At 63.1% G+C, this 23,933-nt stretch carries 19 protein-coding genes; 10 read left to right on the top strand and 9 right to left on the bottom strand.

Going from position 1 to position 23,933, the window contains the following annotated elements; all coding sequences use genetic code 11:
• Positions 1-191 precede the first annotated feature (191 nt).
• Positions 192-368: a hypothetical protein gene (locus tag PG887_RS06245; protein WP_164882869.1), complete on the top strand. Its 177-nt coding sequence runs from the start codon at positions 192-194 to the stop codon at positions 366-368.
• Positions 369-1,119: 751 nt separating this feature from the next.
• Here the strand turns inward: PG887_RS06245 and PG887_RS06240 are convergent.
• The 6 genes from PG887_RS06240 to PG887_RS06215 all read right to left on the bottom strand — a co-directional run bounded on the left by PG887_RS06240 (position 1,120) and on the right by PG887_RS06215 (position 11,456).
• Positions 1,120-2,853, bottom strand: a complete 1,734-nt coding sequence (locus tag PG887_RS06240; RefSeq protein WP_270821353.1) for a methyl-accepting chemotaxis protein — start codon at positions 2,851-2,853, stop codon at positions 1,120-1,122.
• 57 nt (positions 2,854-2,910) lie between these two features.
• Positions 2,911-3,921 carry a galactose/methyl galactoside ABC transporter permease MglC gene (gene mglC / locus PG887_RS06235; RefSeq protein WP_010676014.1) on the bottom strand — a complete coding sequence of 337 codons (1,011 nt, stop codon included), beginning with the start codon at positions 3,919-3,921 and terminating at the stop codon, positions 2,911-2,913.
• Positions 3,922-3,936: 15 nt separating this feature from the next.
• Positions 3,937-5,457: a galactose/methyl galactoside ABC transporter ATP-binding protein MglA gene (gene mglA / locus PG887_RS06230; RefSeq protein ID WP_010676015.1), complete on the bottom strand. Its 1,521-nt coding sequence runs from the start codon at positions 5,455-5,457 to the stop codon at positions 3,937-3,939.
• 53 nt (positions 5,458-5,510) lie between these two features.
• The gene (mglB, locus tag PG887_RS06225; RefSeq protein ID WP_270821352.1) at positions 5,511-6,497 is read right to left on the bottom strand and encodes a galactose/glucose ABC transporter substrate-binding protein MglB; all 987 of its coding nucleotides are present in this window, start codon (positions 6,495-6,497) and stop codon (positions 5,511-5,513) included.
• A 219-nt stretch (positions 6,498-6,716) separates the two neighbouring features.
• The gene (locus PG887_RS06220; protein ID WP_270821351.1) at positions 6,717-9,791 is read right to left on the bottom strand and encodes a beta-galactosidase; all 3,075 of its coding nucleotides are present in this window, start codon (positions 9,789-9,791) and stop codon (positions 6,717-6,719) included.
• Positions 9,792-10,451: 660 nt separating this feature from the next.
• Positions 10,452-11,456: a substrate-binding domain-containing protein gene (locus PG887_RS06215; RefSeq protein ID WP_010676018.1), complete on the bottom strand. Its 1,005-nt coding sequence runs from the start codon at positions 11,454-11,456 to the stop codon at positions 10,452-10,454.
• A gap of 216 nt (positions 11,457-11,672) precedes the next feature.
• On the opposite strand from PG887_RS06215, the gene galE reads away from it, so the two are divergent.
• The 6 genes from galE to bacA all read left to right on the top strand — a co-directional run bounded on the left by galE (position 11,673) and on the right by bacA (position 18,247).
• Positions 11,673-12,686, top strand: a complete 1,014-nt coding sequence (galE, locus tag PG887_RS06210) for a UDP-glucose 4-epimerase GalE (RefSeq protein ID WP_270821350.1) — start codon at positions 11,673-11,675, stop codon at positions 12,684-12,686.
• Between the two features lie 49 nt (positions 12,687-12,735).
• Positions 12,736-13,794, top strand: a complete 1,059-nt coding sequence (locus tag PG887_RS06205) for a UDP-glucose--hexose-1-phosphate uridylyltransferase (protein WP_049636053.1) — start codon at positions 12,736-12,738, stop codon at positions 13,792-13,794.
• Positions 13,791-14,939 carry a galactokinase gene (gene galK, locus PG887_RS06200; protein WP_128273415.1) on the top strand — a complete coding sequence of 383 codons (1,149 nt, stop codon included), beginning with the start codon at positions 13,791-13,793 and terminating at the stop codon, positions 14,937-14,939. The genes PG887_RS06205 and galK overlap by 4 nt, the downstream gene beginning before the upstream one ends.
• Positions 14,940-14,966: 27 nt before the next feature.
• Positions 14,967-16,034: a galactose-1-epimerase gene (locus PG887_RS06195; RefSeq protein WP_270821358.1), complete on the top strand. Its 1,068-nt coding sequence runs from the start codon at positions 14,967-14,969 to the stop codon at positions 16,032-16,034.
• 148 nt (positions 16,035-16,182) lie between these two features.
• Entirely contained in the window at positions 16,183-17,178 is a 996-nt protein-coding gene (locus PG887_RS06190; protein WP_270821349.1) for an aldo/keto reductase, read from the top strand.
• Positions 17,179-17,431: 253 nt separating this feature from the next.
• Positions 17,432-18,247: an undecaprenyl-diphosphate phosphatase gene (gene bacA / locus PG887_RS06185; RefSeq protein ID WP_010676024.1), complete on the top strand. Its 816-nt coding sequence runs from the start codon at positions 17,432-17,434 to the stop codon at positions 18,245-18,247.
• 111 nt (positions 18,248-18,358) lie between these two features.
• Here the strand turns inward: bacA and PG887_RS06180 are convergent, their stop codons facing one another.
• The 3 genes from PG887_RS06180 to PG887_RS06170 form a co-directional block, all read right to left on the bottom strand.
• The gene (locus PG887_RS06180; RefSeq protein ID WP_010676025.1) at positions 18,359-19,024 is read right to left on the bottom strand and encodes a ChrR family anti-sigma-E factor; all 666 of its coding nucleotides are present in this window, start codon (positions 19,022-19,024) and stop codon (positions 18,359-18,361) included.
• Positions 19,017-19,586: a sigma-70 family RNA polymerase sigma factor gene (locus PG887_RS06175; protein WP_010676026.1), complete on the bottom strand. Its 570-nt coding sequence runs from the start codon at positions 19,584-19,586 to the stop codon at positions 19,017-19,019. The genes PG887_RS06180 and PG887_RS06175 overlap by 8 nt, the downstream gene beginning before the upstream one ends.
• Positions 19,587-19,710: 124 nt before the next feature.
• Entirely contained in the window at positions 19,711-20,277 is a 567-nt protein-coding gene (locus tag PG887_RS06170; RefSeq protein ID WP_010676027.1) for an LON peptidase substrate-binding domain-containing protein, read from the bottom strand.
• A gap of 314 nt (positions 20,278-20,591) precedes the next feature.
• Between PG887_RS06170 and argS the strand changes: the two genes are divergently transcribed.
• From argS to hslV, 3 genes are all read left to right on the top strand, one after another.
• Positions 20,592-22,337, top strand: coding sequence for an arginine--tRNA ligase (gene argS, locus PG887_RS06165; RefSeq protein ID WP_270821348.1), 1,746 nt, complete (start codon positions 20,592-20,594; stop codon positions 22,335-22,337).
• 3 nt (positions 22,338-22,340) lie between these two features.
• Positions 22,341-23,207, top strand: coding sequence for an SPOR domain-containing protein (locus tag PG887_RS06160; protein WP_270821347.1), 867 nt, complete (start codon positions 22,341-22,343; stop codon positions 23,205-23,207).
• Positions 23,208-23,393: 186 nt separating this feature from the next.
• Positions 23,394-23,927, top strand: a complete 534-nt coding sequence (hslV, locus tag PG887_RS06155) for an ATP-dependent protease subunit HslV (RefSeq protein WP_005306539.1) — start codon at positions 23,394-23,396, stop codon at positions 23,925-23,927.
• Positions 23,928-23,933 lie beyond the last annotated feature (6 nt).

Genomic DNA, 23,933 nt, shown 5'->3' with positions numbered 1-23,933 from the left:
ACTATCTCTTTTATATGGATATGCATTTTGCACGCATCCTGATGGCGCCTTTTTCAACGACCGGAGTGCAACCGGGATCCAAAGTTTTTTCATTAGTTGAATTTTTTCAGTCACCTTGCGCCGATTTCGGGTTCGCCTTAACTCAAAAAGTGATGCTTGTCACATTCGTTCCCGTCACCAAGGAGATAACCATGAAGATCCCGTCGCTGTTTCTGTTCGTCGCCCTGGTCCTGCCCATGACACCGGCCTTGGTGCATGCCCAGGGAGCCCCCGCCATGCCGCTGGTGGTCTGTCACGTTGACCAGGCACCCCAGATGCTGGTCCCCGCCTACCTATGCCAATGGCACGATGGCAGCCAGCATCCCTGACCCTCTCGCCCAAGGGGAGGCGATCTCCTCTTGGGTCATCTCAGCTTTCCCTCCTTTACCTCCTTTATCTTCTGAATGGGATCCGGACCACGCCACCTGCATCATGCCCGTTGCCCTCCTCCACCCTCATCTGCGATCGACACTGACCGGCCTCCCCGGATTCTGAACCGCAGTTAAACGCCTTGTGAGATATTCGCCATAGACTGCGTAAGTAAAGTGCCAACAAAATTCTCGCCATAGTCGGAAGATGCGCGTGAAAAAACAGCATGATAGATCATTAAAACCATGATTTTAAAAAAGATAACTTCATTATCCTTTCGCGGGAAACCAGTTTGAATAAAACGTTTTTCAGCATGTCATTGTCGCCCTGCGCGAAATCCTTATAGTTACTCCTGCACGGACGCAATGAAGTCGGTCAGGAAGACTGGCTGCCAGGGTTGGGCAAATTGACTCACCACAGGATGTGGTAAAGGACACCTCCCAGGACGGAGAAAGTGCGACGGGAACGGATGACTCGTCAGGCCATGATGGCTAAAGGACACCCCAAAGGATTGGGAAGGGGAAACCTAAAGGAAGAGGTATAGTCAGGGATTGCAGGGAGCAACTTCGTTCAAGGATATGAGCGATAAGACTATCGGGGGCGACGCAAGTCGCCCCCATCTTTTTTGGGTATTTTTCACGTCTGCCCGCTGATGGGTCACCCCGGCCACGGTACTGCTGGCCACGATACCCGGGACTCGCCCAGCCGGCGCTATTCCAGCCGGAAGTGCCCCACTATCTCCCGCAGCCTGTCATAGGTGCGCTGCATGGCGTTTGAGCTGTCCACGGTGCGCTCGCCATTCCCCTTGAGCTGGGTGATCACCTCGGCGATGGCACTCATGTTGCGATTGATCTCCTCGGCGACGGCACTCTGCTCCTCCGCGGCCGTGGCGATATGGCTGATGAGATCGTTGATCTCCACCACTTCTCCCGCCATCAGATCCAGTGACGCATTCACCTTGCTGGTGTTTTCCGCCGCATCCTGGCAGCTCTGCCGGGTGTTGCCCATGGCAGCCACCACGGTCTGGGTGCCCCGTTGCAGCCGGGTCAGCATGGTCTGGATCTCGGCAGTGCTCTTCTGGGTGCGTCCCGCCAGAGAGCGCACTTCGTCCGCCACCACCGCAAACCCCCGCCCCTGCTCACCAGCCCGGGCCGCCTCGATGGCGGCGTTGAGGGCCAGCAAATTGGTCTGCTCTGCGATGCCACCGATGACCCCGAGAATCGAGCCTATCTGCTGCACATCCTGCTGCATGGCTTCGATGGAGTGTGCCGTGGTCTCCACCTCCGTCACCAGCGCAGTGACGCTGGCCATGGCCTGATCCACCACCTGACGCGACTGGTTGGCCAGTTGCTGGCTCTGGCCGGTCAGCTGGGCAGTATTGGCCGCGCTCTCCGATACCGAGACGGCAGTACGGCTCATCTCATTGATGGCGGTGACCACCTGTTCGGTCTCCCGCACATGCTCCGCCAGCAGGCCCTGGGCTGACCCCGTCTGCCTCGCCAATGCCGATATCCCTTCATTGAGCTGGCCGCTCGCTTGTCTCACCTCCCCCATCATGCCCTGCAACTGCTCGATGAAACGGTTGATGCCCGCCGAGATCTGGCCGAGATCATCCTTGCTGGTCACCGTGAGCCGGCGGGTCAGATCCCCATTGCCCTGGGAGAGCTCCTGTACCAGGTCGCGCAGGGAGAGGATGGGTCTATAGGCCAGGTTGAGGGCCACCATGGAGAGGGCCAGTACCAGTGCCGCCACCCCGAGCAGGGCCAGGGTGATCTTGCCGTTGAGCGCCTGGGTCATGGCACGGATATAGTCGAGATCCACATAACCGGTCAGGGTCCACTCGCTGCCGCGAATATCCAGCTTGTTGGGGCGGCTCTCGCTCTCTCCCTGGGGCTTGCTGCTGTAGAGCACCTGTCCCTGACTGTCGGTGAGGGAGAAGTAACGCCCCTCGCCGCTTACCTTGGTCAGCAGCGTCTTGAATTCGCTCATGTCGAGGTAGTAGAGGTAGGCGGAGTCTGCACCGCGCGGCACCAGAATGGAGATGACGGGTTTGCCGTCCAGTTGCTCCATCGGGCTGACGGTGATCTGGTTGTTGGCGGCGGGGATCAGCTTGCGCAGGGCATCAACCCTGGCCTTGTCGTCGATGACCCCGTTCGCGTCGAATGCCATGTCGCCAATGAGCTTGACGATGTTGTGAAAGCCGGTCTCCTGCAGCGCCTTCTTGACGCTGGTCACCCCGAGGTTGAGGTTGGCGGCCAGCAGCACCTTCTGGTTGATGTCACCCGCCAGCTTCTCCCTGACCAGGGTGATCTGCTCGTTGATGTTCTGGGTGGCCTGGGTGCGGATGTAGCCGCTGATGAAGTGGTTGACGCTGAACCAGGCGGTACCGATGGTGACCAGAATGGCGAGCAGCAGCAGCACGTTGATTTTGACTTTGAATGCCATCGTATGGGTCCCTCCAAAGAGAAAGGGCCGGGATGACCCGGCCCTCCCTGCCAATGCTTATTTCTTCTTGGCGTACTTCATGGAGTCCAGGGCTACCGCCAGGATGATGATGCCGCCCTTGATGATGAACTGCCAGTAAGGGCTGACACCGATGTAGGTCAAACCATAGTTGATCAGCGTGAAGATAAGTACGCCGGTGATCACACCCGCGACAGTTCCCACACCGCCGGCAAACGAAACGCCCCCCACCACGCAGGCCGCGATGGCATCCAGCTCGTACATGAAGCCGAGGTTGTTGGTGGCACTGCCGATCCGCCCCGCTTCCAGCATGCCGCCGAAGGCGTAGAAGACACCGGCCAGGGCATAGATGACCACCAGGTTGACGGCGACGTTGACGCCGGACACCTTGGCCGCTTCCGGGTTGCCACCGATGGCGAAGATGTTCTTGCCAAAGCGGGTCTTGTTCCACAGCACCCAGACGAAGACGCTGGCGATGGCCGCATAGAAGGTCAGGTACGAGAGCTTGAACCCGCCAATCCGGATGAAGCCCTGCGCAAAGTTGGAGAAGCGAGGATCAAACCCAGCTACCGGAGAAGCCCCCACGGAGTCGAAATAGAGGGAGTTGATGCCGTAAACGATGATCATGGTGCCCAGCGTGGTAATGAAGGGCGTCACGTTCAGGTAGGCGACGATCAGGCCGTTGACCAGACCAATCAGGGCCCCCACCACGCACACCAGCAGGATCACCGCCGGAATGGGCACCTCCCCCAGGGTGGGGAAGACCTTGTTGACGTTGGTCAGGGCCTGCAGCATGGTGGCCGCGATCAGCGCTGCCAGGCCGACCTGACGACCGGCCGACAGGTCAGTACCCTGGGTGATGATGATGCCCGCCACCCCGAGGGCGATGATGACCCGCACCGAGGACTGGGTCAGGATGTTGCTGAGGTTGGTGAGGCTGAGGAAGGAGGGCTCCTTGATCACGATGATCATGAGCAACACCAGCAACACCACATAGATGCCGTTCTCTTTGAGCGCCTGCATCAGATTGAAATTTTTAGCCGACTCCATAATGTCTTCCTGTCTTTATAGGTACAGAGATGCCAGGCGCAGGATCTCGCTCTGGTCAGTTTCTTTGGTGTTGACGATCCCCGCGACCCGGCCATTGCTCATGACCATGATGCGGTCCGTGATGCCGAGCAGTTCAGGCATTTCGGAGGAGATGATGACGATGCCCTTGTCCTTCTTCGCCAGCTCCAGGATGAGCTGGTAGATCTCGAACTTGGCGCCGACGTCGATACCCCGGGTCGGTTCATCCAGCATCAGGATCTCGGGCTGGGTCAGCAGCCAGCGACCGATGATCACCTTCTGCTGGTTGCCACCGGAGAGGGAGCCGATCTGGGTCTGCTGGGTCGGTGTCTTGACCCGCATGGAGTCGATGACCCACTGGGTATCGCTCTTCATCTTGTTGTCGCTGAGCAGCCCCATGGATCCCTTGTAGTTGTCCATGTTGGCGATCAGGGAGTTGAAGGCGATGTCGAGGCGTGAATAGATCCCGGTGGAGCGGCGCTCCTCGGTCACCAGGGCGAAGCCATTCTGGATCGCCTCGTGGGCGTTGTGGTTCGCCACCTCTTTGCCGTGCAGCTTGATGGTCCCTTCGCTGCGATCGCGGATGCCGAACAGGGTCTCCACGATGTCGGTGCGCTTGGCCCCCACCAGACCGGCGATGCCGAGGATCTCCCCCTTGTGCAGGTTGAAGGTCACGTCCTTGATGGAAGGCTGGTTCTTGGCCGTCAGGTGCTCGACCTCGAGGATCACCTCTTTGGGCTGGTTGGTTTTTTCCGGGAAGCGCTGGGTGAGCTCGCGGCCGACCATCATGCCGATGATCTGATCCATGGTCATGCCCTTGAGGGGCTGGGTCGCCACCCACTGGCCATCCCGCAATATGGTGATCTCGTCACAGAGCTGGAAGATCTCTTCCATCTTGTGGGAGATGTAGACGATGCCGCACCCCTTCTCCTTGAGCTTGTTGATGATCTTGAAGAGGTGGTTGACCTCTTTCTCGGTCAGGGAGGAGGTGGGTTCGTCCATGATGACGATCTTGGCGTCATAGGAGAATGCCTTGGCAATCTCGATCATCTGCATCTGGGAAACCGACAGGGTGCCGACCTTGACCCTGGGGTCGATGTCGATGTCCAGCTCCTCGAAGATATGCTTGGTGTCCTGATACATCTTGCCGTGGTCGACAAACAGTCCCTTGGTGGGATAGCGGCCGAGCCACATGTTGTCCATCACGGTGCGTTGCAGTACCAGGTTCAGCTCCTGGTGCACCATGGAAACGCCATTCTCCAGCGCCTCTTTGGACGAGGTGAAGTTGATCTCCTGTCCCTTGAAGAAGATCTTGCCCTGATCCTTCTCGTAGATGCCGAACAGGCACTTGAGCAGCGTGGACTTCCCTGCGCCATTCTCGCCCATCAACGCATGCACAGAATGAGGACGGACCCGTAAATTGACATTATCGAGTGCCTTGACGCCAGGAAAGCTCTTACTGACGTCAATCATCTCCAACAGCCATTCTGATTGTTGCCGTGTTGTCATATCAGCCATCACATCTGGTTGAAAAGAGGGCAAGGGGATCTCCCTTGCCCTGAGGGGAGGAATTACTCGAATTGGGACAGGTTGTCTTTGTCTACGCCCACGTAGGCAACGCGGACGACCTTGTTGTCGATCTTCCAGTTGGTGCCTTCACCGGCCGGCTTGCCTTCGGCCAGGTTCTTGGTCAGCTCGAAGGTGGCCTTGGCCTGGTTGGCCGCATCGTTCAGCACGGTACCAGCCATGGCACCGCTCTTGACCATGGCCAGGGCTTCCGGCAGGGCGTCAACACCGAACACCGGGATGGCGGTCTTGCCCTGGGCCTTCAGGGATTCCACGGCGCCCATCGCCATGCCGTCGTTGTTCGCGATGACCACTTCGATCTTGTTGGCGTTCGGACCGGAGATCCAGGCGTCCATCTTGTCCTTGGCCATGGCGGTATCCCACATACCGGTATCCATGTGCAGCTGCTCGGTCTTGATGCCGCCATCGTTCAGGGTCTTGACGACGTAGGTGGTGCGTGCTTCCGCATCCGGGTGGCCAGGCTCACCCTTGAGCAGCACGAACTGGATGACGCCATCCTTGTTCAGATCCCACTCGGGGTGCGCTTTCCAGTGCTTGGCGATCAGCTGGCCCTGGATGATGCCGGACTCCTTGGAGTCGGTGCCCACGTAGTAGGCCTTGTCATAGCTGGCCAGGTCGGCCGCGCTCGGTTCCTTGTTGTAGAAGACCACGGGGATCTCGTCCGCACGGGCTTTCTCAATCACGACAGGGGCCGCCGCCGGGTCAACCAGGTTGATGGCCAGGGCCTTCACGCCCTTGGCCAGCAGTACATCGATCTGGTCGTTCTGCTTGGACTGGTCGTTCTGGGAGTCGTTCATCAGCAGTTCCACACCCGGGGTGGCCGACGCTTCTTTCTCGATGGCCTTGCGCACCACGGCCATGAAGTTGTCGTCGTACTTGTAGACGGTGACCCCGATACGGGTATCGGCCTGGGCTTGGGCTCCCGCCATCAGTCCCATCAGCAAGGTGGCAACTGTCGTGAGTTTTTTCATTGTTATGCTCCGATCTCTATCTGTTTTTTGTAGGGAATGCTGTACACCGTTTGAGCTGGCGCCAGCCTAATGTAATCAGTTTGTTGTGAGGCGGTCTGTGATCCTAGCAACAAAATGAAAACGTTTACACTCTGTTACATAGCCGTAATATTGTTAAAAATTAAATAGTTACGTGAGAAACTGCCTTTGGGTCTCGCCATCTCGCGACGGCGGGTCCGGCTAGCTCAGACGGCAGTGCCACTGATAACAACCCGGCAACAGCCAGAACTCGGGCCGCACGCTCTGGCTCCAGGAGTCGTCGCCTCCCACCCCCATGTGGAAGCCATCGAGGCACAGGTGCGTGCCCCCCAGAGCCACCAGATCGGTCTGGTGACGGGCTTCGGTCAGCTGCTGCTGACTGTAGCGGCTGACACTGAAGTGGAAGCGCCCCTCCACCACCAGATCCCCCAGTTGCAGTGCGCGGGTATCGCAGCGCAGCCCGTTGTCGGTGGGGAAGACATAAGGGGTGTGCAACGCCTCGATGGGCAATTGCCAGCGACCGAGATCGGCGGCGAGCCGGCGATCCGGGTAATTCTCGTGGGGGCCAAGCCCCAGCCAGCTCACCGGGGCACCTTCGGCCGGTTCATCGGCCAGCCAGAGCCGGGCACCGATGCGCGGCAGGGAGGGCATATCGGCGGCCACCTCCACCTCGATGGCGAGGTGCATGGCGCCCTCCCCGTTCACCCTGTGATGCCAGCGGGTCAGGATCTTCGGTTCGTCACCCACGAAGTAGCCGTGGTGCGCCGTGATGAGACCCAGCTCCGGACTCGCCTCCAGGCCGAGACAGCGGTGCTGCAGATCATTGAGTCCGGCCTCCTGCCAGCGGGCAATCCAGGCGTTGGGATCGGCGTGATCCGCCTCGCTGGTGCCGATATCGTTGTCGAGCGGCGCCCGATAGAAGTGATCGGCGATGGCGTCGCGCAGCCGCTCGCGGCCCTGCTTCTGCCAGCTGACGATGCGACCACTGGCCTTGTCGAGCTGCCACAGGGAATCTGCGGCGCCAAGCACCCAGTGATCGCGCTGCTCGGTCAGGCTGACCGCCGGGCAGGCCGACGGCAGCGCCAGGGGCGCGGGCAACAGGCATTGCTGGCGAGCCACCTCGTGACCCGCTCCGGCCCAGGCCGTGGCGATGGGCTGCACGATGGCGAGATCCAGCCAGGCGAGCGCCCCCGGCGCAAAGGCCGGCAGTTGCTCCAGCAGGGTCAGCGTCACGCTCCCCCGGGGGGCCAGCTCGAGCGGGCATTCACCCTGGCTCACCACCACGCCGTCTTCACACAGACGCCACTGCAGGCGTTCGTTGTCCGTCTCGCGGAACAGGTATTCGCTGCGGATCTCCACCGTCAGCGGCTGGCGACCCTGCAGGGTCAGAACAAAGGGCTGCTGGGCACGCCGGGCTTCAAACAGGGAGGGATGGGGGGTGCGATCGGGGAACAGCAGGCCGTTGCAGCAGAACTGGCGATCGTTGGGAGTGTCGCCGAAATCGCCACCATAGGCCCAGAAATGGCGGCCATCGTCGGTCTGCTTGTCCAGCCCCTGATCGACCCAATCCCAGACAAACCCACCCTGCAGCCGCGGATGATCGCGAAATGCCTGCCAGTAATGGGCATAGCCCCCCAGGCTGTTGCCCATGGCGTGGGCGTATTCGCACAGGATCAGCGGCCGGGTCTCTTCCGGCAGGCCGATCCACTTGGCCAGCGCCCACTTGGGCACCGCCGGGAAAGGTTGATCCTGGTGGGTACGGGCATACATGGGGCAGATGATGTCGGTGGCCGGGGTGTCGGCCCCGCCCCCTTCGTACTGCACCGGGCGGCTGGGATCCGCCCCCTTCACCCAGCGATACATGGCGTCGTGGGCCGGACCATAACCGGATTCGTTCCCCAGGGACCAGATGATGATGCAGGGGTGGTTGAAGTCCCGGGCCACCATGCGGGTAACACGCTCCAGGAAGGCGTTGCTCCAGGCGGGATCCCGCGCCAGCCGCCCCATGGGGGTCATGCCGTGGGTCTCCAGGTTCGCCTCGTCCACCACATAGAGGCCGAGCCGGTCGCACAGGCGATAGAGCTCGGGGTGATTGGGATAGTGGGAGCAGCGCACCGCGTTGAAGTTGTGCCGCTTCATCAGCAGCAGATCCTGCTCCATGTCGGCCGGGGTCACCACGTGACCCGTGGCGGGATGGTGTTCATGGCGATTGGCGCCACGAATGAGCAGGGGTTGGCCGTTGACCCGCAGCAGGCCGCCACGGATCTCCACCGCCCGAAAGCCCACGTCATGGGCCTCGCTTTCGAGGACGTTTCCCTGCTCGTCCAGCAGGGTCAGGGTCAGGCGATAGAGGTACGGGGTCTCGGCGCTCCACTTGTGTGGCGCCGTTACCGTCAGCCACAGCTCGGCGCGATCGTCATACACCCCTTTCTCGTCGATGGCCAGGGTGCCAATCTGCTGGCGCAGGGTCGCAACCCGCTCGTCGCCATCATAGAGGTTGGCCTCCACCGACAGACCGGCTCCGTTGGCCGCCTGCAATTCAACCTTGAGGCGGGCATCCCAGTAGCAGGCGTCGAGCTCGGGCGTCACCCGGATATCCATCAGATGACGGGCCGGTTTGTGCAGCAGGCTGACGGAGCGGAAGATGCCGCTCATGCGCCACATGTCCTGATCTTCCAGATAGGAGCCGTCAGACCAGCGCAGCACCAGGACGGCGAGCCGGTTGGCCCCGGCCTGAAGGAAGGGGGTCAGATCGAATTCCGCCGGCAGCCGGCTGTCTTGGGAGTAACCGACCCAGCGGCCGTTGCAGAAGAGGTGAAACGCGCTGTCCACCCCGTCGAAAATGATCCGGGTCTGCCCCTCGGCCAGCCAGTTCGCAGCAACGGTGAACTCGCGGGAGTAGCAACCGGTGGGGTTCTCGGCAGGCACCCGGGGCGGGTCGCAGGGAAAGGGGTACTTGATGTTGGTGTAGATGGGCACATCCGTGACGGGCCGCGCCCCCGGGTAGGCCGCAGCCAGTTGCCAGTTGCCCGGCACCTTGATGGGGCAGGCATCCGGCAGATCCTCCAGCAGCCACTGCTCCGGCACCCGCTCCGGGGCCTCGAACCAGGAGAACTGCCACTCGCCGTCCAGCAGCAGGCGGGAAGGTGACAACCCCCCCATCCTGGCTTCCCCTTCACTGCGCCAACTGGACAAGGGGGTATGGGCTGGCAACCGGTTCACGGCGGTGATCCCCTGGGTCTGCCAATCCTGACGGGCCACTATCTCCCTGAGCATGCTTCACTTCTCCCTGCATTCACGCTGAAAACCACTGCAGTGTAGGAGAGTTTTGCCCGGTGATCGGCGATCCCGCTCACACAGATGTAAACGATTACACTCATTTTGTTAAGTAAAACGGAGTAAAAATCGAATAAATCCGGGTAAATGACCCCATGGGGGAAAAAGCGGACCTTAGGAAGGGCAAAAGATGCCCGGGAGTGTGAAACCGGGAGGCAATGGCCGAACCAGCTGAGCAAGCCATGGCAAAGACCCGACATCACGCCCCCCCCGCTCCATCAGGTGCTGGAGCGCCTCAACCCGGTTCCGGGCACGCAGCCCGGTCTCTCGAAGGAGTGTGCAGAGGCCACGAGAGCCCCTGCCCGGCGCAGAGAAAAGCCATGGCGAGCGTCTGGCAGGATCTGGCAAGAAGTGAGGCTCGGCAGGCCGGGGGAGAGGGGCTCGTGACAGACGAGCGGGAAGGACTGGCGAGTTCGGCAGGCAGGGAGCGTGAGGGGACGGTTGTCACTCCTCAGACAGTCCTTTATGGTCTGCGCTAGCCATGCTTTCAGCTATCCATGGTCTGAGCTATCTATCGTCTGAGCTATGGGGGCGCTTTATATGCTGCAGTACGGGTTCGCCAGGTGCAGCGCTTGCGCCGACGGGGCGCAAGCGCTGCGATCAGGACCTGACGGGAGCGACCGAATGGCGGTTGATCAGGGTGGGGGTATAGATGCGGCTCTGCACCGATTCGCTCTCCCCTGCGGCGAGTTGCAGCGCCAGCTTGGCCGCCTGGGCCGCCATCAGCTCGATGGGATAGCGCATGGTGGAGAGCTTGGGTCTCAGGTATCTGGCGTAGATGATGTCATCGAAGCCCACCACCGACACCTCTTCCGGCACCTTGAGGCCGTTGTCCGCCAGCACAGAGATGGCCCCTGCCGCCATGGCGTCGTTGTAGGCCACCACCGCCGTGATGGGCAACCCCTTGGCCAGCAGGTTGAGCATGGCGCGCTCGCCCCCCTCTTCATTGGGCATGCCGCTCTCCACCAGCTCGGGATCGGCGAAGACCTCCGCCTCCGCCAGGGCATCCTGATAGCCCTGGTGGCGCAACAGCGCATCCTCGATGGCGTGATCCGAGCTCAGGAAGGCGATATGGCGGTGGCCGAGATCCAGCAGATGACGGGTGGCTGTCGCCGCACCCTGGCGGTTGTTGAGAGCGATGCAGCGCCCCCTCAGACTCGGAATGTCGCGGTTGATCAGCACCATGCCGGGGGCACGCAGGGCGTAGTCGACCAGCTCCTCGTCGCCGAGCGCCTTGCTGTGCACCACCAGTGCCTCGCAGCGTTTGCCGATGAGCAGCTCGATGGCCTCCCGCTCCTGCTGGGCGCGGTGAAAACCATTACCCATCAACAGGTGCAAGCCCTGCTCCACCGCCACTGCCGCGACCCCTTTGACCAGGGCGCCGAAGAAAGGATCCGCCACGTCACCCACCACCACTCCCATGGTGTCACAGGTCTGGCTGACCAGGGCCCGCGCGTTGGCGTTGGGGGTATAGCCCAGCTCGGCCATGGCCTTCAGCACCACCTCGCGGGAGGCGGCACTGGCCTTGGGTGAGTTGTTCATCACCCGTGAAACCGTTGCCACTGACACATTGGCCAAACGGGCGACATCCTTGATGGTGCTCATACTGTTTTCACTTATTTCACGCTGCGACTGGCCGCATTATACCGTTCAATGTCACTGATAACAGGGGGAAAAATCAGAACTTGCCACATTGGTCGATGAAAACAAGTGTAATCGTTTACACATATTTGTTAAGCAGCTCACAGTTTGCCCGTCAGCCCCTCGGCTAGACTCCTGCTCAGGCTTTCCTGATGCGAGGAGTTGAGGGTGGAACAACGGATGAAAGTACTGGTCACCGGCGGTTGCGGCTACATCGGCAGCCACACCTGTCTGGCCTTGCAGGCCGCAGGCATGGAGCCCGTGGTGGTGGACAACCTCTGCAACAGCAAGGCGGGCGTCCTGACCCGTGTCGCCGCCATCAGCGGGCGCGAGCCCCGCTTCTACGAGGGGGACATCCGTGACCCGGCCCTGCTGGATCGCATCTTCAGCGAGCAGCACATCGACGCCGTGATCCACTTCGCCGCCCTCAAGGCGGTCGGCGAGTCGACCCGCATCCCGCTGGACTACTACGAGAACAACCTGAGCGGCACCCTGGTATTGCTGCAGGCGATGAAACTGGCCGGGGTACGCAATCTGGTGTTCAGCTCGTCGGCCACCGTCTACGGCGATCCCGCCAGCACCCCGATCCGGGAAGATTTCCCCCGCAGCGCCACCAACCCCTACGGCCGATCCAAGCTGATCATCGAGGAGATCCTCGAGGATCTGCAGCGGGCCGAGCCCCACTGGAGCATGACCCTGCTGCGCTATTTCAACCCCGTCGGCGCCCACGAGTCCGGCACTCTGGGGGAGGATCCCCAGTGCATCCCCAACAATCTGATGCCGTTTTTGACCCAGGTCGCCATCGGCCGGCGCGACTGCCTCTCGGTCTTTGGTAACGATTACCCAACCATCGACGGCACCGGGGTGCGCGACTACATCCATGTGATGGATCTCGCTGAAGGGCACGTCAAGGCTCTGGAACACTGCGCCGGACGGGGCGGTGTCCACGCCTACAACCTGGGCACGGGCCAGGGCCAGAGCGTGTTGCAGATGGTCGCGGCGTTCGAGGCCGCCTGCGGTCGGCCCCTTCCCTACCGGATCGAGCCACGGCGCCCCGGCGACATCGCCGAGTGCTGGGCCGATCCCGCCAAGGCCGCTCGGGAACTGAACTGGCACGCCAGCCGGGATCTCGCCGCCATGTGCGCCGACAGCTGGCACTGGCAGTCCGCCAACCCCAATGGTTACGAGGCGTAGGCCCTGGCCTGCGCCTTCGGATGTATTCAACTCACAGACTGGAGTGATGATGTTCAACCCCGTTGATCACCCCCACCGCCGCTTCAACCCGCTCACCGGCCAGTATGTGCTGGTCTCCCCTCACAGGGCCAAGCGCCCCTGGCAAGGCCAGGTCGAGAAGGTGAGCCTGGCGCCGAGCCAGGCCCATGATCCCGACTGCTTCCTCTGTGCGGGCAACACCCGGGTGACCGGCGATATCAACCCCGACTATCAGGGCACCTTCGTCTTTACCAACGACTTCGCCGCCCTGATGCAGGACACCCCGGCCGCTGACGCGGCGCCGGATCCCCTGCTGAAGCTGGAAGCCGCCCGGGGCACCAGCCGGGTCATCTGCTTCTCGCCGGATCACGGCAAGACCCTGCCCGAGCTGCCCCTGCCTGCCATCGAGCAGGTGATCACCACCTGGATGGACCAGGTGGCCGAGCTCTCTAACCAGTGGGAATGGGTGCAAGTCTTTGAAAACAAGGGCGCCGTCATGGGCTGCTCCAACCCGCACCCTCACGGCCAGCTCTGGGGCAGCGACTTCCTGCCCAACGAGATTGCCCGGGAAGAGGCGCACCAGCGCGCCTGGCTGGCCGAACACGGCCGCCCCCTGCTGCTGGACTATGTGGAGCGGGAGCTGGCGGATCGCTCCCGCATCGTGGTGGAGACCGCCCACTGGCTGGCGGTGGTGCCCTTCTGGGCGGCCTGGCCGTTCGAGACCCTGCTGCTGCCCAAGGCCCATGTCCCCTCCATGCTGGATCTCACCCGGGAACAGCAACAGGACCTGGCCATCGCGCTCAAGGAGCTCACCAGCCGCTACGACAACCTGTTCCAGTGCAGCTTCCCCTACTCCATGGGCTGGCACTTCGCCCCGCCCCGTTCCGACTGCCCCGAGGCGTGGCAACTGCACGCCCACTTCTATCCGCCCCTGCTGCGCTCCGCCACGGTGCGCAAATTCATGGTGGGCTTCGAGATGCTGGCCGAAACCCAGCGCGATCTCACCCCGGAACAGGCGGCGGAACGGCTGCGCGCCCTCAGTCCCATCCACTACAACGACCAGAACCAGTCCAACGAGGAGGCCCTATGACCCCGAGCCAGCGCGTCAGCGCCGTGTTTGCCGAGCAGTTTGAGCAACAACCCGACCTGCTGGTACGGGCTCCAGGCCGCGTCAACCTCATCGGCGAGCACACCGACTACAACGACGGCTTCGTGCTGCCCTGCGCCATCGACTACGAGACCTGCGTCGCCATCGGCCTGCGCGGCGACAACCTGGTCGAAGTGATCGCCGCCGACTACGACAACCAGCGCGACCGGTTCAGTCTCGATCACCCCATCGAGCACCACCCCAGCCAGCGCTGGAGCGACTACATCCGCGGCGTGGTGAAACACCTGCAGGCACGGGGCCACGCCCTGCGCGGCCTCAATCTGGTGGTCTCCGGCAACGTGCCCCAGGGTACGGGTCTCTCCTCCTCCGCTTCCCTGGAGGTGGCCATCGGCCAGGCCTTCAAGGAGGCCCAGGGGCTGGCCATCAGCCAGGCGGAAATCGCCCTCAACGGCCAGCAGGCGGAGAACCAGTTCGTCGGCTGCAACTGCGGCATCATGGATCAGATGATCTCCGCGAGCGGCAAGCAGGATCACGCCCTGCTGCTCGATTGCCGCTCCCTGGAGACCCGGCTCATCCCCATGCCCACCGATCTGGCGGTGCTCATCGTCAACTCCAACGTGCGCCGCGGCCTGGTGGACAGCGAATACAACACCCGTCGCCAGCAGTGCGAAACCGCCGCCCGTCACTACGGGGTCAAAGCCCTGCGGGATCTTGACCTGGCCACGCTGGAAGCGGGCAAGGCCGGTCTGGACGAGGCCTGCTATCGCCGTGCCCGCCACGTGGTCGGCGAGAACGCCCGCACTCTGGCGGCGGCCGATGCGCTGGCACAGGGCGATCTGGTGCGCCTCGGCGAGCTGATGGGCCAGTCCCACGCCGCCATGCGGGATGACTTCGAGATCACCGTGCCCCCCATCGACGGCCTGGTGGAGATCATCAAGGCCCGGATCGGCAGCGAAGGCGGTGTGCGCATGACCGGCGGCGGTTTTGGCGGCTGCGTGGTCGCCCTGCTGCGCCCCGAGAAGGTGGCCGAGGTGATCGCCGTGGTGGAGGCGGAATACCCGGCCCGTTTCGGCCTCAAGGCGGACTGCTACGTCTGCCGTGCCAGCGCAGGGGCCGGCAGACTGTAACGCACGCCTGACAACGGGTGACGCCCCCTGCCCGGCACTCACGAGGCCGACAGGGGGCGACGGGATCACGACGGGGAACCGCAAACCATGATGAGATTCGAGCTGGAAAACGAGGAGGGACTGCGGCTGCGCGGTCTCGCATACGGGGCCACCCTCACCTCCCTCACCCTGCCGGTGGCGGGAGAGCGGCGGGAGGTGCTGCTGGGCTGCGCCGACGAGGCCTACCTCACCCAGCAGGTATGGCTGGGGGCCGTGGCGGGGCGCTTTGCCAACCGCATCGGCGGCGCCCGCCTTGAGCGGGAAGGCCAGTGCTGGACGCTGGACGCCAACCAGGGGGCCAACTGCCTGCACGGCGGGCGCGACGGGTTCCATCGCCGCACCTGGCAGATCAAGGAGCAGGAGGCGGACAGGGTCAAGCTGGCGCTCCTCTCCCGGGCGGGGGATCAGGGCTTTCCCGGCAATCTGAGGGTGAGCCTGGAGTATCGGCTGGAGCAGTGCGATCTGGTGGTCGACTTCTGCGCCAGCACGGACGCCCCCAGCCCGGTCAGCCTCACCAGCCACGCCTACTTCAACCTGGATGGCGGTGGCGACATCCGCCACCACACCATCAGCCTAGACGCCGACCGCTACCTGCCCACGGATGACCAGAGCCTGCCGCTGGCCATCGCCCCGGTGGAAGGCCCCTTCGATCTGCGCGCCCCCCGCCCCATCGGCCAGGCGTGGCTGGACCACCCCCAGCAGCAGTTGGCCAAGGGGTACGATCACGCATTTCTGCTCAACAACAGCGTTTTTGTGCCTGCTGATGAGCCGTTTGGTGGGTCCAGCCAGCCATGGGCCGCCCGGGTGATCTCGGGGGATGGCAAGCTGGCGATGGCGGTCTACACCAACCAGCCCTCACTGCAGTTCTACAGCGGCAACTGGCTGACCGGCACACCGGATCGTCAGGGCCGACCCTACCGGGATTACGACGGCTTCTGCCTGGAGGCCCAGCAATTGCCCGACAGCCCGAACCGGCCCGCCCTCGGCGATCCCTGGTTGCTGCCGGGGCAGCGTTATCGCCACCAGACCCGCTATCGCTTTATTCCTGCCTCCTGACAGCCCCGCTCGAGCAGACGAAGGGGCCCGGGCGCGCCGCCACGTCATGGCGGCCCCGGCCCCGATGGCACCACCGAATCAGCCGGAGTGAGGCCCGCCGCAAGGTCCGTCGCTCCTCATTGCACATCAGCCAAGGAACCGCACCGTGATGGATGACAACTACCTCGCCGCCCCAGACCGCTACCAGCGCCAGCCCTACCGACCGGCGGGCCGCCACGGCCTGCGCCTGCCCGGCATCGGTCTGGGCCTTTGGCACAACTTCGGCGCCGGGAGCGATCCCGCCACCGCGAAGGCCATGGTGCACCAGGCTTTCGATCTGGGGATCACCCACTTCGATCTCGCCAACAACTACGGGCCGCCGCCGGGATCTGCCGAAATGACCTTCGGCACGCTGCTCAAGAGGAGCCTGGCTCCCTATCGGGACGAGCTCATCATCGCCAGCAAGGCGGGCTACGTGATGTGGGACGACCCCTACGGCGATGGCGGCAGCGCCAAGTACCTCTTCGCCAGCCTGCACCAGAGCCTGCGCCGTCTGGGCCTCGACTACGTGGACATCTTCTATCACCACAGGCCGGATCCCCGCACCCCGCTCGAGGAGACCTGCCAGGCCCTGGCCCTGATGGTGCGCCAGGGCAAGGCGCTCTACATCGGCCTCTCCAACTACCCGGCCCCGCTCGCGGCCAAGGCTGCCGCCCGGCTGGCGGAGCTCGGCACCCCCTGCCTGGTCAACCAGCTCAAATACTCCCTGTTCCAACGCGATATTGAGCCCGACACCCTGCCGGCCTGCCGGGAGCACGGCATGGGGGTGGTCGCCTTCTCGCCCCTGGCGGGGGGGCTGCTGAGCGATCGCTACCTGGCGGGCATTCCCGCGGATTCCCGCGCCGCCAGTACCAGCCCCTTCCTCACGGCGGACCAGATCACCGAGGAGAAGCTCGCCACCGTCCGCGCCCTGCATGCACTGGCCCTGCAACGGGGTCAGTCCCTGTCGCAACTCGCACTGCAATGGGTGCTGCGCGACCCCGTGGTGAGCTGCGCCCTGATCGGCGCCAGCCATCCCCAACAGATAACGAGCGCCGTCGACGCCCTGGGGCAGCCCCCCCTGGACGATGATCTTCAACAGAAAATCCTGTCCATACTGGCCTGACAGCACAAAGAGATCATAAAACAGAGGTCAACTGGCGTGACTGACCTGTCAGAACGTGACGGGGCCGTCATGGCTTCTGACAGCATGTGGCAAGCCGCGCCCTGCATGGTCCGCCAGCGCCCTTTTCCGGCCGGAACAGGGCGCTGAAATCCCCAATATTCACTGGTTGCCCGCGCGATTTTCCGCCATCATTGGCCGCCCCGACCCGTTCGGGGTGATTTTATCCAGACCCCATAACCAAGAGATCTGCACCATGACCGAATCCTACGCCCTGTTCGTCGCCTTTGTGCTGGGCATAGTGGAAGGCCTGACCGAGTTCCTCCCCGTCTCCTCCACTGGCCACATGATCATCGTCGGCCACCTCCTCGGGTTTGAAGGACCCAAGGCCGCCACCTTCGAGGTGGTGATCCAGCTCGGCTCCATCCTGGCAGTGGTCGTCATGTTCTGGCGCCGCCTGTTCGGGCTCATCGGCATTCACTTCGGTCAGAAACCGACCCCGGGCCACGCGACCCTCTCCCTGGTGCACGTCATCCTCGGCATGCTGCCTGCCGTGGTCGTCGGGCTGGCTATCCACAGCTGGATCAAGGCCAATCTGTTCGGGCCGGAAACCGTGATGTATGCCCTGGTGGCTGGTGGCATCCTGCTCATCATCGCCGAAAAGTTCCGCCCCGCCGTGACCGCGGAGACCCTGGACGACATCAGCTACAAGCAGGCCTTCGGCATCGGCCTGTTCCAGTGCCTGGCACTCTGGCCCGGTTTCTCCCGCTCCGGCGCCACCATCAGCGGCGGCATGCTGATGGGCATCAGCCGCCACGCGGCAGCGGAATTCTCCTTCATCATGGCGGTACCCATGATGATCGCGGCCAGCGGCCTGGATCTCTACAAGAGCCGCGATTTCCTCTCCATGGCGGACTTCCCCATGTTTGCGGTGGGCTTCGTCACCGCCTTCGTGGTGGCCATGGTCGCCATCAAGACCTTCCTGGCGCTGATCCGTCGTCTCGACTTCATCCCGTTCGCCATCTACCGCTTCCTGCTGGCCTTCGTCGTCTACCTGGTCTTCGTGGCCTGATGGGCTTCGCCCCCAAGCAACACAAAAGGGACCCGAGGGTCCCTTTTTTCATGCCGTTATACCGCCTCAGTCGCGCGGCAGCCCGCGATCACCGGGCAGCCGTGACCCAACTCAATAGAGGTGCTGGCTGATGCCGTTGAGCAGCCGTGACAACCCCTTGGTGAACTGCACGGGGGCATCCTGCACCGTGTAACAGAGGCAGCCGTCCGGGGTACGGGGGCTGTGGGCGTGGCTGGCGTCACGCCAGATGAAATCCCCCGCCTGATAGCGGGTGTCGCCATCCTCGATGGTGCCCGCCAGCAGCAGGGTCAGCTCATATCCCTTGTGGGTGTGCTCCGGGATCCGCCCCCCCGCCTCGATGTGGAGCAGGTTGGCCCGCGCCCCCATCTCGTCCAGGGGCAGGCTGACCTGACGGATGGCCCCGAGATGACGCCACCTGGGGGCATGATGCCGTGCCAATGCCCGCGGCAGCCGGTAACTGTGACCCGCCACCCTGAGCTCTGGCCTCGGGCTCTCGGGAAGGGCGAGCGCCGCCTCCGTCGCCACCGGCTGTTGCAGTATGCCCGCCAGCATGGCATCGAATCCGGCGGGCAGCGCCTCGTCCGGCGCGTCAGGGGCGAGATGCTGGCACGCCAGCGCCTCTTCAAATTCCTTCACCCGGGCGGCGCACTCGGGGCAGAACTCGCAATGGGCGGAGACACCGACGGCCAGCGGCAGAGGCAGCTCGTCGGCGGCGAAGGCGCGCAGCATGGGTTCAGTCGGATGGGTCTTAATCATGGCCTTGCTCCACTTGTTCCTTCAGTTTCTGTAGTGCCAGCCGCAGCCGGGACTTGATGGTGCCAAGGGGCACGCCGAGCCGGTCGGCCAGCTCCTGCTGGGAGAGCTCCTGCAGGTAGATGCCGCGCACCACCTGCTGCTGCGGCTCCGGCAGCGTGGCGACATAGTGGGCCATCTGGCGGGTCAGCACCGCGTCTTCACCGCCGCTCAGGTGCTCCTCTTCGGCCCGGAACTCCAGCAGCGGCCAGATCTCCTCGGCGCAGAGCTCCTCCTTGCTGGCGCGGCGGCGACGCAGCATGTCAAAGCTCTGGTTGCGCATCACTGTGTAGATCCAGGTGGTGGCGGCGCCCTTGTCGGGGTGATAGAGCCGTGCCTTCTGCCAGACCAGCAGCATGGTCTCCTGCACCAGTTCCATGGCGTTGGCTTCGCTGCCGAGGTGGCGCAGCCCGTAGCTGCGGATGCGCGGCGCGAAGTGGTGGAACAGGGTGGCGAAGGCAGCCTTGTCGGCACGCTCGGCCACCCGGACCAGCAAAGATGTGAGGTCGCCGTCTGGGTTGTCCATGGGGGGCGATGTCCTGCGTGGAGCCGATTGTGGTTGGCCAGTATATGCCATTGCGCCATCCCTCGCGTGTGGTGTTCACCCCCAATACGGTGAGCGAGGAAAAAGGATCACCGGGAAGGGGAATTCAATGGCTCGCGACCAGCAGACCGCTCAGCAGGGAGAGGGTGGGCTGGTTGTCCTTGGCCGCCACCAGCCACTGTTTTTGCTCCACCGGGATGGGCAGCACCTCCAGCCAGCGCTGGGCGACCCAGCTCGCATCCTCCCAGTCCGGCTCCGGATAGAGGGCCGCGTACTCCGGATAGTCGTTGAACACATCCTGCAACGCCTTGGCCAGGGAGTGCTGATCCGCCTGGAGCCTGCCGCTCTGCCAGGGGGGAAGGGGCTCCACCTCGCCGACCCGCAGACCGTCCTCTTCCTGCCAGAGATCCGTGATGCGCACCCGCTCCACCCCGAGCACCGTGATGCCGAGCAGACCATCGGGCAGCAGATCGAAATCGATGATGCGCACCCGGGTGGCGATGGGGTACATGTTGCGCAGCGCGTCGGGCTGGCGGGGGTCCAGCATGCAGAGCGCGAACTCCCGCTCCCGGGACTCGGCGATCATGCGCTGGTATCTGGGCTCGAAGATGCGCAGCGGCATGATGCCGCCCGGCAGCAGGTGAGCGGAGAGTGGAAACAGTACCAGTGTCATGGGAATCATCCTCCAACGGCGTCCTCAAAGGATACGACCGCCACGGGAAGCGGGATCATTCAGATCGAATCGGTATAAATAACCCTGTCATAATCAGGGGAAAATAGCCTGGACAAGCCGTTTCGTTATGCAGTAGAAATGGATAACCACCACTTACCCAAATCAATATCCTGCAATGTGGTGGAAAACGCAGTGAAATATCCGCCACGCCCACGGGTGCAGGCCGTTCCTATAGTTTTCTCGGCCCGATGCGGGTAAAATTCACGCCCTTATCCAGTCAGTCACTTTTCGACGCGCAACCTCGGTGGTCAGTTATGAAAGAGCATATTCATCATCTACTTGAACAAACGGTAGCCAATCTCAAGTCCGCAGGCGTCTTGCCGGCCGACCTGGAAGCCCGGGTGCAAGTAGACCGATGCAAGGAGAAGGCTCACGGCGACCTGGCCACCAACCTGGCCATGCTGCTGGCCAAACCGGCCCGCAAGAATCCCCGCGAGCTGGCCGCTGCCATCATCGAACACCTGCCCGCCTCCGATCTGATCGCCAAGGTCGAGATCGCCGGCCCCGGCTTCATCAACTTCTTCTTCGACCCGTGCTGGCTGGCCGGTCAGGTGGAAGCCATGGTGACCTCCGACAACGCCAACGTGAAGCTGCCGGCGCCGCAGACCGTGGTGGTGGACTACTCCGCCCCCAACGTGGCCAAGGAGATGGCGGTGCACCACATCCGCTCCACCGTGCTTGGTGACGTGGCCGCCCGCGCCCTCGAATTCCTGGGCCACAAGGTGGTGCGTGCCAACCACATCGGCGACTGGGGCACCCAGTTCGGCATGCTGATCGCCTATCTGGAGAAGATGGCCAACGAGCACGCCTCCGACATGGAGCTCAAGGACCTGGAAGCCTTCTACACCCAGGCCAAGCGTCACTACGACGAAGACGAAGCCTTCGCCGAGCGCGCCCGCAACTACGTGGTGAAACTGCAAGGTGGCGATGAGTACTGCCGCACCATGTGGAAGAAGCTGGTCGACATGACCATGGAGCAGAACCAGCGCAACTACGACCGTCTGAACATCTCCCTGTCCAACAAGGACATCATGGGCGAGTCCATGTACAACGACATGCTGCCGCAGATCGTTGCCGACCTGAAAGCCAAGGGGCTGGCAGTCGAGAGCGAAGGGGCCACCGTGGTCTTCCTGGACGAGTTCAAGAACAAGGATGGCGAGCCCATGGGCGTCATCATCCAGAAGAGCGACGGCGGTTTCCTCTACACCACCACCGACATCGCCTGCGCCAAATACCGTTACGAGAACCTGGGCGCCGACCGGGTCATGTACTTCATCGACTCCCGTCAGCACCAGCACCTGATGCAGGCCTGGACCATCACCCGCAAGGCGGGCTATGTGCCGGAATCCGTGCCCCTCGAGCACCACGCCTTCGGCATGATGCTGGGCAAGGACGGCCGTCCCTACAAGACCCGCTCCGGCGGCACCGTCAAGCTGGTTGATCTGCTGAACGAAGCGGAAGAGCGCGCCAGCGCCCTGCTGGAGAGCCGCAACAGCGACCTCTCTGCCGAAGAGAAGGCCCAGGTGGTGCACGCCATCGCCATGGGCGCGGTCAAGTATGCGGATCTCTCCAAGAACCGCACCACCGACTACATCTTCGACTGGGATCTGATGCTGTCGTTTGAAGGCAACACCGCCCCCTACCTGCAATACGCCTACACCCGTATCCAGTCCATCTTCCGCAAGGCCGGCGTCGATGCCGATACCCTGAGCGGCAAGGTGGTCCTGAGCGAAGATGCCGAAGAGACCCTGGCCCAGAAGCTGATCCAGTTCTCCGACGCGGTCAACGGCGTGGCGGACAAGGGGATGCCGCACCTGCTCTGTACCTATCTGTATGAGCTCTCCGGCAACTTCATGACCTTCTACGAAGCCTGCCCGATCAACAAGGACGGCGTGGACGAGGCGACCCGCCAGAGCCGTCTGCTGCTGTGCGCCGCCACCGCCAAGGTGCTCAAGCTGGGCCTGGGCGTGCTGGGCATCCACACCCTGGAGCGCATGTAATAGATGGCGACCCGGGATTACGTCGGCAACAGCCCGAGACGACGGGCGGGTGGCCGTAACATCAAGAAAGCGGCCCCTCGCCGCTTTCCTGTTATCCCGGCACTGCTGGCCGGGGCCCTGGTCGTCGGTTTCGGCGCCTTCCTCTACCTCATCAACGGCAAGGGCGCCGATGCCCCCACCATCGAAGAGCAGGTGAAGGCCAACAAACCCAAGGCACAGGGCAATACCCTGCCCCAGGAGAAGTGGAGCTACATCGAGCGGCTGGAGAACAAGCAGGTGGACATCATAGAGCCGCCGCCCCAGCCGGGCGTGCTGCCGCCCCCGCCTGCCGAGACCATGACCCTGCAACCGGAGAAGCTGCCCAAGCCGGTCGCGACCGACATTCCCCAGCCGGGAACCCCCATCGGTCAGGTGAAGCCCTATCAGCCGCAACCGGTGCAACCGGTGCAACCGGTGCAACCGGCCAAGCCTACCACCGGCGCCCCGGTCGCCAGCGCCCGGGAGCAGGTGATCGACCAGAAGGCCGAGCGTGAGCGGATGGAGCGGGAGATCCGCGCCGAACTGGAGCGGGAGCGTGCCGAGGCCGCCAAGGCCAAGGCGGCGACCCAGACTGCACAGACCGCAGCCGCCGACGGCGGTCGCTACATGATGCAGTGTGCCGCCCTGCGCTCCCAGGATTCCGCAGAATCCCTCAAGGCGCGCATCGCCTTCACCGCCGGGCTCTCCTCCAGCCTGCAGGTAGTGAACGGGGCCGGTGGCGCCGTCTACAAGGTGATGGTGGGCCCCTTCAACGGCAAGGCGGCGGCCGATGCGGCCAACCGCAAGCTGCAGGGCTCGGGCATCAGCGGCTGCATCCCCAAGAAGGGGTGATCGCCGCGTTCATGCACAGGGCCGGGTGGCAACACCCGGCCCTGTTTCTTTTGGCGCCATCCCGCGCCCACCCGATCCCTCCTCCGCGATCCGTGCTCGGCACAGGCTTGAAAAGCCGTTTTGCCATCCCCATCTTTTCCTCCGTGCACAGTCAGGCCGTCATTCGGCTCAAGCGAGGTAAGTAAAGTGACTACCATAGTTTCAGTTCGCCGCAACGGTCAGGTCGTCATCGGTGGCGATGGCCAGGTTTCTCTTGGCAACACCGTCATGAAGGGCAACGCCCGCAAGGTTCATCGCCTCTACAACGGCAAGGTACTGGCTGGTTTCGCCGGCGGCACCGCCGACGCCTTCACCCTGCTCGAGCGCTTCGAAGCCAAACTGCAGGCCCATCAGGGCAACCTGGAGCGCGCCGCCGTGGCGCTGGCCAAGGACTGGCGCACCGATCGCGCCCTGCGCCGCCTCGAGGCGCTGCTGGCCGTCGCCGACGAGCACAAATCCTTCATCATCACCGGCAACGGTGACGTGGTGCAGCCGGAGCACGATCTCATCGCCATCGGCAGCGGCGGCAACTTTGCCCAGTCCGCCGCCATCGCCCTGCTGGAGAACACCGAGCTCGACGCCAAGAGCATTGTCGAGAAGTCCCTCAAGATCGCCGGCGACATCTGTGTGTTCACCAACGGCAACCACACCATCGAAGTGCTGGATTATTCAGCTAAATAAGTCGGC

This window comes from Aeromonas sp. QDB14 (assembly GCF_027707845.1).
Lineage (GTDB): Bacteria > Pseudomonadota > Gammaproteobacteria > Enterobacterales > Aeromonadaceae > Aeromonas > Aeromonas caviae.
Note: the sequence above shows the minus strand (reverse complement) of the source record. Positions and strands in the feature narration are given on the sequence as shown.